The sequence below is a fragment of the Palleronia pelagia genome (assembly GCF_900110115.1).
GTDB lineage: Bacteria > Pseudomonadota > Alphaproteobacteria > Rhodobacterales > Rhodobacteraceae > Palleronia > Palleronia pelagia.
In genome coordinates this window covers 1-15,009 of sequence record NZ_FOCM01000004.1, presented here as the reverse complement: position 1 = coordinate 15,009, position 15,009 = coordinate 1, and the positions used below count along the sequence as shown (strand labels likewise).

Annotated in this window: 11 protein-coding genes and 2 tRNA genes; 5 read left to right on the top strand and 8 right to left on the bottom strand. The window is 67.7% G+C overall.

Annotation, left to right across the window (positions count from 1 at the left end; all coding sequences use genetic code 11):
- Positions 1-30: 30 nt before the first annotated feature.
- The 3 genes from BMX96_RS09460 (at position 31) to BMX96_RS09450 (ending at position 3,658) form a co-directional block, all read left to right on the top strand.
- Positions 31-1,605, top strand: coding sequence for a Ppx/GppA family phosphatase (locus tag BMX96_RS09460; protein ID WP_091845277.1), 1,575 nt, complete (start codon positions 31-33; stop codon positions 1,603-1,605).
- Between the two features lie 126 nt (positions 1,606-1,731).
- Positions 1,732-2,991 (top strand): ABC transporter permease, encoded by a 1,260-nt coding sequence (locus tag BMX96_RS09455; RefSeq protein WP_091845276.1) that lies wholly within the window; start codon positions 1,732-1,734, stop codon positions 2,989-2,991.
- Entirely contained in the window at positions 2,984-3,658 is a 675-nt protein-coding gene (locus BMX96_RS09450) for an ABC transporter ATP-binding protein (protein WP_091845275.1), read from the top strand. The genes BMX96_RS09455 and BMX96_RS09450 overlap by 8 nt, the downstream gene beginning before the upstream one ends.
- A 45-nt stretch (positions 3,659-3,703) precedes the next feature.
- On the opposite strand, the gene BMX96_RS09445 is transcribed toward BMX96_RS09450, so the two are convergent.
- The 3 genes from BMX96_RS09445 to BMX96_RS09435 all read right to left on the bottom strand — a co-directional run bounded on the left by BMX96_RS09445 (position 3,704) and on the right by BMX96_RS09435 (position 4,125).
- A tRNA-Gly gene (locus BMX96_RS09445) sits at positions 3,704-3,778 on the bottom strand.
- A gap of 21 nt (positions 3,779-3,799) precedes the next feature.
- Positions 3,800-3,874: transfer RNA gene (locus BMX96_RS09440), tRNA-Gly, on the bottom strand.
- A 20-nt stretch (positions 3,875-3,894) separates the two neighbouring features.
- The gene (locus BMX96_RS09435; protein ID WP_091845274.1) at positions 3,895-4,125 is read right to left on the bottom strand and encodes a hypothetical protein; all 231 of its coding nucleotides are present in this window, start codon (positions 4,123-4,125) and stop codon (positions 3,895-3,897) included.
- A 90-nt stretch (positions 4,126-4,215) separates the two neighbouring features.
- Here BMX96_RS09435 and BMX96_RS09430 point away from each other — a divergent pair, with 90 nt between their 5' ends.
- Entirely contained in the window at positions 4,216-5,070 is an 855-nt protein-coding gene (locus tag BMX96_RS09430) for a LysR family transcriptional regulator (RefSeq protein WP_091845273.1), read from the top strand.
- A 19-nt stretch (positions 5,071-5,089) separates the two neighbouring features.
- Here the strand turns inward: BMX96_RS09430 and BMX96_RS09425 are convergent, their stop codons facing one another.
- From BMX96_RS09425 to BMX96_RS09405, 5 genes are all read right to left on the bottom strand, one after another.
- Positions 5,090-8,530 carry a pyruvate carboxylase gene (locus BMX96_RS09425; protein WP_091845272.1) on the bottom strand — a complete coding sequence of 1,147 codons (3,441 nt, stop codon included), beginning with the start codon at positions 8,528-8,530 and terminating at the stop codon, positions 5,090-5,092.
- 79 nt (positions 8,531-8,609) lie between these two features.
- Positions 8,610-9,350 (bottom strand): hypothetical protein, encoded by a 741-nt coding sequence (locus BMX96_RS09420; RefSeq protein ID WP_091845271.1) that lies wholly within the window; start codon positions 9,348-9,350, stop codon positions 8,610-8,612.
- Between the two features lie 134 nt (positions 9,351-9,484).
- Positions 9,485-10,615 (bottom strand): alpha-hydroxy acid oxidase, encoded by a 1,131-nt coding sequence (locus tag BMX96_RS09415; protein WP_091845270.1) that lies wholly within the window; start codon positions 10,613-10,615, stop codon positions 9,485-9,487.
- A 49-nt stretch (positions 10,616-10,664) separates the two neighbouring features.
- The gene (locus BMX96_RS09410) at positions 10,665-11,375 is read right to left on the bottom strand and encodes a ZIP family metal transporter (RefSeq protein WP_091845269.1); all 711 of its coding nucleotides are present in this window, start codon (positions 11,373-11,375) and stop codon (positions 10,665-10,667) included.
- A 127-nt stretch (positions 11,376-11,502) separates the two neighbouring features.
- Entirely contained in the window at positions 11,503-12,162 is a 660-nt protein-coding gene (locus BMX96_RS09405) for a DUF1236 domain-containing protein (protein WP_091845594.1), read from the bottom strand.
- Positions 12,163-12,414: 252 nt separating this feature from the next.
- Here BMX96_RS09405 and BMX96_RS09400 point away from each other — a divergent pair, with 252 nt between their 5' ends.
- The gene (locus BMX96_RS09400; RefSeq protein ID WP_091845268.1) at positions 12,415-14,811 is read left to right on the top strand and encodes an ATP-dependent helicase; all 2,397 of its coding nucleotides are present in this window, start codon (positions 12,415-12,417) and stop codon (positions 14,809-14,811) included.
- Positions 14,812-15,009: the final 198 nt, after the last annotated feature.

Below are 15,009 nucleotides of genomic sequence, written 5' to 3'. Positions count from 1 at the left end.
GCCCAGCCTGTGGCGCCCGGGAGGCCTTTCATGACCGACACCACGACGAAGACACGGGACGATTACGGCCCGTTCGGCGCGCCGCTTTTCGATGATCCCTCGGCCCGGGCGCTCAGCCGGGTGGGCGTGATCGACGTTGGCTCGAACTCGGTCCGGCTCGTCGTGTTCGACGGCGCGGCGCGCTCGCCCGCGTATTTCTTCAACGAAAAGGTCATGTGTGGCCTGGGCCGCGACTATGCCCAGACCGGCCAGTTGCACCCCGAGGGACGCAACCGCGCTCTGGCGGCCATGAAACGGTTCGCCGAGCTCAGCCGCGGCATGGGCGCGAAACCCGTGGTCACCGTCGCCACCGCCGCCATGCGCGAGGCCGACGACGGTCCCGCCTTCCGCGCCGAGGTCGAACGCGCCACCGGCCTGCCAATGTGGGTGGTGGACGGCCAGGAAGAGGCGCGGCTGGCGGCCCAGGGCGTGCTGCTGGGCTGGCCGGGCGCCGAGGGGCTGGTCTGCGATATCGGCGGCTCGTCCATGGAACTGGCCCAGATCGCGGATGGCCGCGTCGGCAAGCGCGTGACCTCGGGCCTCGGGCCGCTGCGCCTGCAGGGCATACCCGGCGGCAAGAAGGGCATGAAGGCCGAGATCAAGCGCGTGATGGCCGAACTGGTCGACGAGGTCGGCACCGACGCCAAGCGCCTGTTCCTCGTGGGCGGTTCGTGGCGGGCCATCGCCAAGATCGACATGGTGCGCCGCGGCTATCCGCTGCACGTGCTGCACGAGTATCGCATGACCACCAAGTCGGTGCAGGCCACGCTGAAATACATCGAGGCCTACGAGACCGACGAACTTCGCGCGCAGACCGGCATCGGCGAGGCGCGCATGGCGCTGGTCCCCACCGCCGCGCTGGTGCTGCGGCAGCTGGTGCGCGCGCTGAAACCGCGCGAGATCGCGGTTTCCAGCTACGGCATCCGCGAGGGGCTGCTTTACGAACAGATGCCGCAACGGCTGCGCGACCGCGACCCGCTGATCGAAGCCTGCCGCTTCGCCGAGCAGAAGGACGCGCGCCTGCCGGGCTTCGGGCGCGCGCTCTATCATTTCATCCTGCCGCTCTTCAAAGGCGAGCGCGACAGCCGTTTGCGCATCATCCGGGCCGCCTGCCTGCTACACGATGTCAGCTGGCGCGCACACCCCGATTACCGGCACGAGGCGTGTTTCGACAACGCCACCCGCGCGAACCTCGGCGGGCTGACCCACCGCGAGCGCGTGTTCCTGGGGCTGGCTCTGCTGCACCGCTACAAGAATTCGCGGACCGGAACGCGGTTTGAGGACCTGATCTCGATCCTCGACGACGACCAGATCGCCCAGGCCGAGGTCCTGGGCAAGGCCATGCGCTTTGGCGCCATGTTCTCGGCCCAGACTCCCGGCGCGCTGGGCCGTCTCAGCTGGCACCCGAAGAAGAAGCACCTGGTGCTGGCCCTGACCGACACGGCCCGCGACCTGTTCGGCGAGGTGACCGAAGCGCGCTTTGCCTCCTTGGTGAACGCGCTGGGGGCGACCTCGGAGGTCAAGCGCCTGCGCCAGGCCCCGGTCGAGGAGCAGGCCGAGGGTTGAGGCCGCGGCCCGTGCTCACGCGGGGCTGACTTGACGCCGCGCGGCAAAGCCCCCAAGGCTCGCGCCCAACCCGACCCCATGTAAGGCCCCGCCGTGCGCACAGCCCCCTTTGCCCGTTTCGAATGGATGATCGCCTGGCGCTACCTGCGGGCCAAGCGCGCCGAGGGCGGCGTCAGCGTGATGACCTGGATCAGCCTCGTGGGGATCACGCTGGCGGTCTTCGCGCTGATCGCGACGCTGGCTGTGCGCACGGGCTTCCGCGAGGAATTCGTCGACACGATCCTGGGCGCCAATGCCCATGTCTCGCTTTATTCCGCGCAATACATGACCGAGTCCGGCGCCATGTCGCGCGACATCGTCGAGTTCGAAGAGATGACCGAGCGCGTGGCCGAGGTGCCGGGCGTGATCCGCGCGGCGCCGCTGATCAAGGGGCAGGTCATGGCCTCGGCCCAGGGCAATACCAGCGGGGTCGAGGTCTTCGGCATCCGGCCCGACGACCTGATGACCATCCCTCGCGTCGCCGACCCGCAGGAAAGCTGGGGCGATATCGACAGGTTCGGGGCCGAGGGCGTGCCGGGCATCGCCATCGGGTCGGGCGTCAGCCGCGAATTGCAGGCGACGGTGGGCGACGTGGTGCAGCTGATCTCGCCCAACGGCGTCAAGACGGCCTTCGGGACCAGCCCGCGCGTCTCGAACTACGAAATCGTCTATGTCTTCACCGCCGGGCGCTATGACATCGACCGCACGCGGGTCTACATGCCGTTCACCGAGGCGCAGACCTATTTCAACCAGGAAGGCGTCGCCGACGAGATCGAGGTCATGGTCGAGGCGCCCGAGCGCGTCGACGCGCTGGCGCCCTCGCTGCTGTCCGCCGCGGGCGACCAGATCCTCGCGTGGACCTGGCGGGACGCCTCGGGCGCCTTTCTGCGCGCGCTGGATATCGAGGATAACGTGATGTTCGTCATCCTGTCGGTGCTGGTGCTGATCGCGGCGATGAACATCATCTCGGGGCTGATCATGCTGGTGAAGAACAAGGGCCGCGACATCGGCATCCTGCGCACCATCGGCCTGACCGAGGGCGCCATCCTGCGGGTGTTCTTCATCTGCGGGGCCATGACGGGGCTGATCGGGACGGTCCTGGGCGTCATCCTGGGCTGCGCCTTCGCGATCTGGATCGACCCCATCTTCTCGGCCATCAACTATTTCTCGGGCGGGCAGGCATGGGACCCGTCGATCCGGGGGATCTATGCGTTGCCTGCCAAGCTGCAGCTTGCCGACGTGCTGAGCGCCGTGGCACTGTCGCTGGGGCTTTCCTTCATCGTCACCATCTTCCCGGCCCGCCGCGCGGCCCGGATGAGCCCAGTCGAGGCCCTGCGCTATGAGTGAGACGCTGCGCCTGGAAGGCATCGAGAAGGTCTATAACCGCGGAAAGCCATCCGAGGTGCAGGTGCTGCGCGGCTGCTCGCTGGCGATCCAGCCCGGCGAGGTCGTGGCCCTGGTCGCGCCGTCGGGCGCGGGCAAGTCGACCCTGCTGCATATCGCGGGTTTGCTGGACACCGCCGACGCGGGCCGGGTCCTGCTGGGCGGGCAGGACACCACGGGCCTGTCGGACCGCAAGCGCACCGCCGCGCGGCGCGCCGATATCGGCTTTGTCTACCAGTTCCACCACCTGCTGCCCGAGTTCACGGCCGCCGAGAACATCGTCCTGCCGCAGCTGGCCGAGGGCGTGTCGCAGGCGAAGGCCGAGGCACGGGCGCGCGAGCTTCTGGCCAGCGTGGGGGTCGAGCACCGCGCCGACCATCGCCCCTCGGCCATGTCGGGCGGCGAACAGCAGCGCGTCGCGGTCTGCCGGGCGCTGGCCAACGGGCCGCGCCTGCTGCTGGCCGACGAGCCCACGGGCAACCTCGACCCCGAGACGTCCGAGCGGGTCTTCGGGGCGCTCATGAGCCTCGTGCGCGACACCGGCCTGTCGGCCCTGATCGCCACCCACAATCTCGAGCTTGCCGGGCGCATGGACCGGTCGCTGCGGCTGTCGGACGGTCGGCTGGCGTAACGCTGGACACGAAAAAGCCGCCCCGCGGGCGGCCTGGGTCTGATCTGGAGCGGGCGATGAGATTCGAACTCACGACCCTTACCTTGGCAAGGTAATGCTCTACCCCTGAGCTACGCCCGCGCGCCAGATCGGTCTGCTTGATGGAGCGGGCGATGAGATTCGAACTCACGACCCTTACCTTGGCAAGGTAATGCTCTACCCCTGAGCTACGCCCGCGTCATCAAGTGGGGCAGGCTTTACCGCCGACGCGTGCGGGTCGCAAGCGGAAATTTCGGCTCCTTTCGGCGGTTGCCCAACGGCAGGCGAACGAGCCTGCGCAGCGTCCTCAGGCGTCGTGCCCGACGGTCGTCGCGGTCGCGGCGGCGCGCCGCGTCCACGCGGTCGAGGATCTCGGCGCGCTCGGCCTCGTAGGCGGTGGCGGGCCGGTCGGCGTCGGTTCGGGTCTGGCTGTGGTATTGAACGAACATGGTGTTTCCTTTCGTATCGGGAATGATCTCACCATATGTCGATGGATAGGGGGCTATGCAGGCCCGATTTCGGCAACTAGCCTTTCAGAAATGAAAGGATCACCCTCGCTTGACGACATGGCGCTGTTTCTCGCCGTGGCCGATGCCGGCTCGCTGGCCGGTGCCGCGCGGCACAGCGGGGCCAGCGTGCCGACCCTCAGCCGCCGGATGGCCGCTCTGGAAACCCTGCTGGGGCGCCGTCTGTTCGACCGGGGCGCGCGGGGCTACGCGCTGACCGCCGAGGGCCACGCGCTGGCCCGCGAAGTGGGCGGCCTGCGCGAGGTGACGCAACGGCTGGGGCGGCTGACCTCGGACCAGGGGCCGCTGTCGGTGCGGATCACCGCCGGGGACTGGACCTGCCGGTTCCTCGCCCGCCATCTCGACCGCTGGTGGTCGCCCGACGCGCCGTGGGTGCCCGCCTTCGTTCCGTCGACGGCGGAGCTGGATATCGCCCGGCGTGCGGCGGATATCGGCATCCGCAACCGTCGCCCCGCGCAGGACTGGCTGGCCGGACGGCGCACGGCGACGATCCGATACGCGATCTACGCGCTGTCCAAGGACGTGGAGGGCTTCGTCACGCTGCCCGAGGGCGATGGCGTGCCGCCATCTGCGCGGTGGGTCCGCTCCGAGCCGGACAAGCGCATCGTCACCACTGCCACCAGCCCCCGGCTGGCGCTGGACCTCGCGCGTGCGGGCGTCGGGCGGGTCGTGCTGCCCACGTTCATCGGTGATGCGGAACCCTTGCAGCGTCTTGGCCCCGAGATCGACGCGCTGGCCCACGAGGAGTGGCTGGTGGCCCATCACGCGGCGCGCAACGATCCGGGCATTCGCCCGGCGCTGGATGCGCTGGCGGCGGTGCTGTCGGATCGCCGGTTGAGGGCCTCGGCGGGCGAGGGGGCGCCCTGACACGGGCGCCCGCGGCCGATCATTCGTATTCGATCAAAAGGTCCTTGGCGTCGATCTGCGCGCCGGGTGCGACATGGATCGCCTTGATCGTGGCGTCGCGGTCGGCGTGAAGGCCCGTCTCCATCTTCATGGCCTCGATGGTCAGCAGCATGTCGCCCTGCTTGACGGCCTTGCCGACCTCGACCGCGATCGAGCCGACGACACCCGGCATGGGCGCGCCCACGTGGTTGGTGTTGCCGGGCTCGGCCTTCTGCTTCACCCCCGCGGCGCCGGCGATCTTGCGGTTGGGCACGCGAACCGTGCGGGGTTGGCCGTTGAGTTCGAAGAAGACCTTGACCTCGCCCTGGTCGTTCGTCTCCCCAAGGGCCTGAAGCCGGATTTCCAGCGTCTTGCCCGGGTCGATTTCGGCGGTGATCTCGTCACCCGTTTCCATGCCGTAGAAGAAGGTGGGCGTGGGCAGGGTGCGCACGGGGCCGTATTCCTCGTGGCGCAGGCGATACTCGGTGAAGACCTTGGGATACATCAGATATCCCATCAGGTCCTCGTCGTCGATTTCGCCGCCACAGGCCTCGGCGGCCTCGGCCCGTGCCTTTTCAAGGTCCACAGGCTTCAGCGTTTTCCCGGGGCGATCCTCCAGCGGCTTTTCGTTCTTCAGGATCTTCTTCTGGATGCCCTCGGGCCAGCCTCCCGGCGGCTTGCCCAGGTAGCCCTTCATCATTTCGACTACCGAGTCTGGGAAGGATACGTCCTTCTTGGGATCCTCGACATCGGCGCGGGTGAGGCCCTGGGCCACCATCATCAGGGCCATATCGCCCACCACTTTCGAGGACGGCGTCACCTTCACGATGTCGCCGAACATCTGGTTCACGTCGGCATAGGTCTGGGCGACCTCGTGCCAGCGCTCTTCCAGCCCCATTGACCGCGCCTGCGCCTTGAGATTTGTGAACTGCCCGCCCGGCATCTCGTGCAGATAGACCTCGGAGGCGGGGGCCTGGAGACCCGACTCGAACGCCGCGTAGTGTTCGCGCACGGCCTCCCAGTAATTGCTGATCTCGCGGATGGCCGCGATGTCGAGACCGGTGTCCCGCTCGGTCCCGGCGAGCGCTTCGACCACGGTGCCCATGGTGGCCTGGCTGGTGTTGCCCGACAGCGCGTCCATGGCGCAATCGACCGCGTCGACGCCCGACTCGGCGCAGGCGAGGATCGTGCCGCAGGCGATGCCGGCCGTGTCGTGGGTGTGGAAGTGGATGGGCAGGCCGACCTCTTCCTTCAGGGCGGTGATCAGGACACGCGCGGCGTTGGGTTTCAGCAGGCCGGCCATGTCCTTCACACCAAGCACGTGGGCGCCGGCGGCCTTCAGCTCCTTGCCCATCTTCACGTAGTAGTCGCGGTCGTACTTGGACCGGTCCGGGTCCATCATGTTGCCGGTATAGCAGATGGTGCCCTCGCAGACCTTGTTCTGGGCGATGACCTCGTCCATGGCGACGCGCATGTTCTCGACCCAGTTGAGGCTGTCGAACACGCGGAAGACGTCGACGCCGCTGCTGGCCGCCTGCCGGATGAACCCGCGCACCACGTTGTCGGGATAGTTGGTGTAGCCCACGCCGTTCGACGCGCGCAGCAGCATCTGGGTCATCAGGTTCGGCATGGCCGCGCGCAGGTCGCGCAGGCGCTGCCACGGACATTCCTGCAAGAAGCGGTAGGCCACGTCGAAGGTCGCGCCGCCCCAGCATTCCATCGAGAAAAGCTGCGGCATGTTGGCGGCATAGGCCGGCGCGACGCGGGTCATGTCGATCGAGCGCATCCGCGTGGCCAGCAGCGACTGGTGCCCGTCGCGCATGGTGGTGTCGGTGATCAGCAGCTGCTTCTGGTCCAGCATCCAGTCGGCCACCGCCTGCGGGCCGAAATCGTCCAGGATGTTGCGCGTGCCCTGGGGGATGCCCTCGGTGCGCGGGGCGGGGGGCACCGGTGTCTTGGCCTCGGCATGGGGTCGCGTACGGCCCTCGGTCTCGGGGTGGCCGTTCACCGTGATGTCCGCGATGTAGCGCAGGATCTTGGTGGCCCGGTCGCGCCGCTGCTTGAACGAGAACAGCTCGGGCGTCTGGTCGATGAACTTGGTGTGGTATTCGTAGTTCAGGAAGGTCGGGTGCTTCAGCAGATTGATGACGAACTCGATATTCGTGTTCACCCCGCGGATGCGGAATTCACGCAGGGCGCGGTCCATCCGGGCGATCGCGGCCTCGGGCGTGGGGGCCCAGGCCGTGACCTTTTCCAGAAGCGAGTCGTAGTAGCGGGTGATGATCGCACCGGAATAGGCGGTTCCGCCATCCAGGCGGATGCCCATGCCCGTGGCGCCGCGATAGGCGGTGATGCGGCCGTAATCGGGGATGAAGTTGTTGGTCGGATCCTCGGTGGTGATGCGGCACTGGATCGCGTGGCCGTCCAGTTTCACGTCGTATTGCGACGCGGTGCCCGTGGCCTCGACCAGGCTCTTGCCCTCGGCGATCAGGATCTGGGCGCGGACCACGTCGATGCCCGTGACCTCTTCGGTCACGGTATGCTCGACCTGGACGCGGGGGTTCACCTCGATGAAGTAGAAATCGCCGGTATCCATGTCCATCAGGAACTCGATGGTGCCGGCGCATTCGTAGCCCACGTGCTCGGCGATCTTCTTGCCGAGGTTGCAAAGCTTTTCGCGCTGAGCGCCCGACAGGTACGGGGCCGGTGCGCGTTCGACGACCTTCTGGTTGCGCCGCTGGACCGAGCAATCGCGTTCCCACAGGTGGTAGATCTGGCCGTGCTGGTCGCCGAGGATCTGGACTTCGACGTGGCGCGCCCGCTCGATCATCTTTTCGAGGTAACCCTCGCCGTTACCGAAGGCGGCCTCGGCCTCGCGCCGGGCCTCGCGGACCTTTTCCTCCAGCTCCCTGGGCGACAGGATCGGGCGCATGCCGCGGCCGCCGCCGCCCCAGCTGGCCTTCAGCATCATGGGGTAGCCGATGTCCTCGGCGGCCTTGCGCGTCGCCTCCATGTCGTCGGTCAGGACTTCGGATGCCGGGATGACGGGGACCCCGGCCTGGATGGCCACGCGGCGGGCGCTGGCCTTGTCGCCCAGGGCCCGCATGGTGTCTGCCTTGGGCCCGATGAAGGTGATGCCGTTGCGGGCGCAGGCGTCGACGAACTCGGGGTTCTCCGATAGCAGGCCATAGCCGGGGTGGATGGCGTCGGCGCCGCAGGCGCGGGCCACGCGGATGATCTCGTCGATGGACAGGTAGGCCGCCACCGGGCCCATCCCCGCGCCGATACGATAGGCCTCGTCCGCCTTGAAGCGGTGAAGGCTCAGCTTGTCCTCGTCTGCGTAGACCGCCACGGTGCGCTTGCCCAACTCGTTCGCGGCGCGCATCACGCGGATTGCAATCTCGCCCCGGTTCGCGATCAGGATCTTTTCGAAATCGGCCATGCTGTGCTTCCCCTGTTTGCAAGTGCAGCATAGCCCGCCCCGACCCGGGGGAAAGAGGTCTTTATATCCGATCTGGCGATCAGGCCCCGGGTCTGAGCACGGACGAGATCTGTTCCAGCGATTTTCGCACAGGGTCCTGAGAGCTGTTGGCCGCATCCTCGGGCGACGGCGTATTCGCCACGTCGTTTGCGGAGATGGAGATCAGGTAGCCCTGCGAGGCGTCCCTGACGGCTGCCACCTGCGGCTCGGACAGGCTTCGGATGTCTTCCAGTGCCCGGTCCACCGTGCGGCACAAGGCGGAGAGGATCTCCAGGTCGACCCGCCCGATGGGACCGGCCCGGTGATCCAGAGCGTCGAGATACGTGGACATGCGTGACAGCTGGAACTGCGACTGCATCGAGAAATAGGTGATGTCCTCGAAGATGCGCGCGCCGTCTTCGGTCTTCAATAAGACCGCATTTCCGATAACCCGCTTGCGCCCGGCATCGCTGACCGCGGGGATCAGCGTCGTGTACCATTGGGTTTCCGATCCGTTCAGCGTGAGCGTCTCCTGATATTCCGCCGGTTGGCCGGACCGGACGCAGCCATGATACTTGTCGACGACGTGCCGGGCGTCCGCGGGCGACAGCAACTCGTCGATGCGGCGGTCCGCGACCTGGGCCTTGTCCATCTGGCTTGCCCGGGCATGGCAGTCATTGATCGCGATCAGTCGATAGACCGGGTCGGCATCGTCATCGACTTCGCAATCGGCAACGAACATGGGCACCTGGAACGCATCGAGGAGCGAAGACAGGACCTCCGGGTTGTCGGATGTGAACATGAATTTCCCCTCAACCACTTATCGATGAGATAAAGGCTAGGTAACGCGCGTGAACGAAGCGTTATCGCCCCCGAGGAAATCGCGAAATTTCGATTTTTCAGGGTTCCGCATTTGTCGCTTGCCCGGATCCGGGGTCATCGCAGGTGGGCGCGCACCTCGGGCGGGCGGGTGATGCCCAGCTGGGCCATGTCGGCCTCGATCCCCGCGCGCAGGATGTGGAACGCGTGGTCGGCACCGCGCGCGCCGAACGCGGCGACCCCGTGGTGGAAGGCGCGGCCCAGCATCACGAAATCGGCGCCCAGCGCGATCAGCCGCAGCACGTCCGTTCCCGACCGGACCGACCCGTCGGCGATGAGCGGGTAATCCGGGCCCACGGCCTGCCGGATCGCGGGCAACACGTCGGCGGGGGCCGGTGCGCCCGCGAATTGCCGGCCGCCGTGGTTCGAAACCCAGACGGCATCGGCCACGCCCGCGGCCCTCGATGCATCATCGGGGCTTAAGACGCCCTTAACCATCAATGGGCCATCCCATTCCTCGCGCAGGGCGTCGAGATAGGCCCAGTCCGGCGCGGTGCGCAGCATGTAGCCGATATGCGCCGTCGCGCCGGTGGCCGCGTTCGGATCGGCATATTTCTCGAGCGTCTTCAGGTGCGGCTTGCCGTTGCGCAGGGTCTCGACCGCCCAGAACGGTGCCAGCGCCGACTGCACGGCGATGCGCGGCGTGATACGCATGGGGTTGGTCAGCCGCGCCCGGCGCTGACGTTCGCGCCGGCTCGCCGCCGGCACGTCGCCGGTGAGGATCAGACCTGTGAACCCCGCGTCGCGGGCGCGGGCCAGCATGTCTCGACGGATCTCGGGGTCGCCGGGGGCGTAAAGCTGGAACCACCCGCCATGGCCCAGGTGCGGGCCGACCTCCTCGGGCGTCATGGCGGCCACCGTGGACAGGCCGAAGGGCGCGTTGGCGCGTGCGGCGGCCTCGGCCAGCGTGACCTCGGCCCGGGGCCAGACCGACCCCGACATCCCGACCGGCGCGATGCCGACCGGCAGGTCGAAGCTGTGTCCGAAAAGCTCGGTCGACAGGTCCGGTTTCACGTTGCGCAGGACGCCGGGCACCAGCGTGATCGCGTCCAGCGCGGCGGCGGCGCGGCGCGACGCGCCCTCGTCCCCCGTGGCGCTGTCGAGATATTCCCAGATGAAATGCGGCACGCGCCACTTGGCGCGGCGGGCCAGATCCGAAAGGGATGGGTGAGTATCGTCGAGATCCATGAGGGGGTTCTATCGCGTGATCACGCGCGGGCAAGGCCGCTTGCCAGGATCAGCCGCCGCTGCCGGCCAGCGCCATGTGCCCCGCCAGTCCCAGCGCGAAGCCCCCGACGGCGCCCAGCGGTGGCAGCACGGAGCCCTCGGCCGGCGCGCCCGGCGCCACGTCTTCGAACACCAGGTAAAGGATCCCGCCTGCGGCGAACAGCATGAGCGCGCCCAATAACGCCTCGCGATCGGCCAGGACGACCATGCCGAACGCGGCCGAGGCCGGGCCCAGGCAGGCGATGGCCGCGAAGGCCGTGAGCAGCCGGCGCGGGCTTTGCCCGCCGCTGCGCGCCTCGCCGAATGCGTTGAAGGCCTCGGGCAGGTTCTGCAGCGCGATTAGCATGGCCAGCAATGGCCCGCCCGCGCCCCCGGTGGCGAAGAGCGCCCCGAGCGCGACGGATTCGGGGATGAAATCGGTCAGCATCGCCAATAGCTGCCCGCGATTGCCCATGCGCCGTTTCATCCACCCGTCGAGGGCCGCGAAGGCGACGCCGCCCAGGACGAATGCCACCAACGCGGGGACGGCGGGCAGGGACGCAACGCCATCAGGCACAAGCACCAGCGCCACGGCCGAGAACAACGCGCCGCCGCCGAAGGCCACGACGCCGTGGCCCCACGCGGCCATCGGGGTATCCGAGCGGCCGAGCGCCAGCGCGCACAGCCCGCCCAGCGGGATGGCGAGACCGGCGAGCGCGGCGAAGACGAGGGCGTTCCACATGGGGCGTGTCTAGCGCGGGCGGACGGGTCCGAACAGGCCAAGTCCTTCCCCGCGCTTGCGGAACCGGCACGAAAAAGGGCGGCCCGCAAGCCGCCCTCTCGATTCCATCGGGGTCCGGGACCCGCGATCAGCGCACGATATAGACGATCTGGCGTGTCTCGGGGTCGATCGCCACGGGGCGGCCGTTGATATAGGCGTATTGCACCGGGGCCTCGGGCACCTCGTAGACGGCGACGCCCTGCGGGACGCCCGCGCCGACCACGACTTCACCGTCCAGGTAGACCGGCTCGACCGGGTTGTCCTGGATGTAGGTCACCGTCGTTTCCTCGATGCCCGCATCCGCGCCGATGGCACCGCCAAGAAGGCCGCCGGCCGCGGCGGCGGTTCCGGCCGCAGCGCCCACGGGGCCGGCGATCAGCGCACCGGCAGCGGCACCCACCGCAGCGCCGGCAAGCCCGCCGCCCAGGCTGTTGCGCTCGACCGTGGTCACTTCAAGCGGGGCGTAATTCTCGTAGACGACAGTGGGCTCCGAATCGACGGTGGCCGTCAGGTACTGGGAATAGGCCCAGCCGGTCTGCCCGTCGAAGCTGACTTCGCACCACGCGCCCTCGGCGATGCAGCGCTCGATCTCGACCGCGCCGTCGGCGGGGATGACGCCCGCGATCTCGAAGCTGGGGCCGGGGCCCGTGCGCAGGTTCAGGTCGGTGGTGGCGTTCGCGGCCACCTGGGCCGAGGCCGCACCGGCAAGGGTGATGGCCGAAACACTGGCGATAAGGGTCCGTTTCATCATGACTTACTCCTCTACATCTCCGGGACACAGCGTCCTCCGCCGCCCGGTATGCGGCATAGAAGACCCGTCGCGATCATTCGTTCCGGGGCGCTTCTGGCGGGTGCGCCAAACCCCGCCACGCCGTCGGCGGGTTCCCGCGGGACCCGCAGGGTGACGTGACGACAGGTCCATTCAACTTCGCCGACCCGGGAAGAACGAAGGTGGAACGCCACGCTTTCCAACGGGCCGCGGTTTCGCTAGAAAGAGTGCATGAGCAGTTTCGACGAAGCCGACGCGTTCGACGCCGCCAGCGTGCCGCTGTCGCAGCGCGCCATGCAGTCCGCGCGGCCGGCGCCCTATCTCGACGGTCTGAACCCGGCGCAGCGCGAAGCGGTCGAAACGCTGGACGGACCGGTCCTGATGCTGGCGGGGGCGGGCACCGGCAAGACCCGCGCGCTGACGTCCCGCATCGCGCACCTGATGACCCAGGGAAAGGCCCGCCCGAACGAGATCCTGGCCGTGACCTTCACCAACAAGGCCGCGCGCGAGATGAAGGAGCGGGTGAGCAGCCTTCTGGGCCAAACGGTCGAAGGGATGCCGTGGCTCGGCACCTTCCACGCGATCTGCGTCAAGCTGCTGCGGCGCCACGCCGAGCTCGTGGGGCTGAAGTCGAACTTCACCATCCTCGACACCGATGACCAGATCCGCCTGGTCAAGCAGCTGATCGTCGCCGAGAGCATCGACGAGAAGCGCTGGCCGCCACGGCAGCTGGCGGGCATCATCGACCACTGGAAGAACCGGGCCTGGACACCGGCGAAGGTCCCGACCTCGGAGGCGGGCGCCTTCAACCACCGCGGCACCGAGCTCTACGACTATTACCAGCAGCGGCTGAAAGCACTGAACGCCGTCGATTTCGGCGACCTGTTGCTGCACATGGTCACAATCTTCCAGGACCATCCCGACGTTCTGGCGCAGTACCAGCGCTGGTTCCGCTATATCCTGGTGGACGAGTATCAGGATACCAACGTAGCCCAGTATCTGTGGCTGCGGCTTCTGGCGCAGGGGCACCGCAACATCTGCTGCGTGGGCGACGACGACCAGTCGATCTATGGCTGGCGCGGCGCCGAGGTGGGCAACATCCTGCGGTTCGAGAAGGACTTCCCGGGCGCCAAGGTCGTCCGGCTCGAGCAGAACTACCGCTCGACCCCACATATCCTGGCCGCGGCCGCCGGCGTCATCGACGCCAACAAGGGGCGGCTGGGCAAGACGCTGTTCACCGACCTGACCGAAGGCGAGCGCGTGCGCCTGATCGGCCACTGGGACGGCGAGGAAGAGGCGCGCTGGATCGGCGAAGAGGTCGAATCGATGTCGCGCGGCACACGGGGCATGGAACCGGTGTCGCTGGACGACCAGGCGATCCTCGTGCGCGCGTCGCACCAGATGCGCGCGTTCGAGGACCGATTCCTGACCATCGGTCTGCCCTATCGCGTGATCGGCGGCCCGCGCTTCTACGAACGTCTCGAGATTCGCGATGCCATGGCCTATTTCCGCTGCGCCGTGTCCCCCGACGACGACCTGGCGTTCGAGCGGATCGTGAACACGCCCAAGCGAGGGCTGGGCGACAAGGCCCAGCAAAAAATCCAGCGCGCGGCCCGCGACAACGGCACCACGCTGATCGACGGCGCGCGAATCCTGCTGGCCGACAAGGGCCTGACCGGCAAGGGCGCGGCCGAGCTGCGCGTGCTGGTCGATGGCCTCGCGCGCTGGCACCGGATGACCCGCGACCCCGATCAAAGTCATATCGAGCTGGCCGAGGTCATTCTCGAAGAATCCGGCTACACAGCCCATTGGCAGAACGATAAGACGCCCGAGGCGCCCGGCCGGCTGGAGAACCTGAAAGAACTGATCAAGGCGCTGGAGCAGTTCGAGAACCTTCAGGGCTTCCTCGAACACGTCGCGCTGATCATGGACAACGAAACCGAGGAGGGCGGCGCCAAGGTCAGCATCATGACGCTGCACGCGGCCAAGGGGCTGGAGTTTCCCGCCGTCTTCCTGCCGGGCTGGGAGGACGGACTGTTCCCGTCCCAGCGCAGCATGGACGAATCCGGTCTCAAGGGACTCGAGGAAGAACGGCGCCTGGCCTATGTGGGCATCACCCGGGCCGAGCGGGTCTGCACCATCAGCTTCGCCGCCAACCGCCGGGTCTATGGCCAGTGGCAATCCGCGTTGCCGTCGCGCTTCATCGACGAATTGCCCGAAGCCCATGTCGAGGTCCTGACACCGCCCGGGCTCTACGGCGGCGGGTACGGGGCAGCCGGCATGGCGTCCAGCGCGTCGCCCGCCATCATGGCCGCGAGCCAAAGCGACCTGCACGACCGGGCCGGCCGGGCCGATGTCTACAATTCTCCGGGTTGGCGGCGCCTGCAGGAACGCAGCAGCCAGCGCCCGATGCGCCAGCCCAGCGAACAGCGAAACATGACCATCGACCTGGACGCCGTCTCGTCCTTCACCGACGGCGATCGCGTGTTTCACAAGAAATTCGGCTACGGCACGGTAACGGCGATCGAGGGCGACAAGCTCGACATCAGCTTCGACAAGGCCGGCCAGAAGAAGGTCGTGGCGAAGTTCATCGTCGATGCGGACCGCGCGGACGACGTGCCGTTCTAGCGCCATCTCGGTGTGCTGCCCTAGCCGCCTGCTTTCACATTCGAAACGAGCGCGATCCTGAGCTTGCCAGGTCGGTCGCCGCAACGTGGCACGCAGTCATCCGGATTTTGGGGAGATTTGGGACGGCGGGACCGGGGAGGAGGTCGGTCCCGCCGCCAGACACGAATTCGACCGGGGAGGAGGTCGGTCGATCCGCGA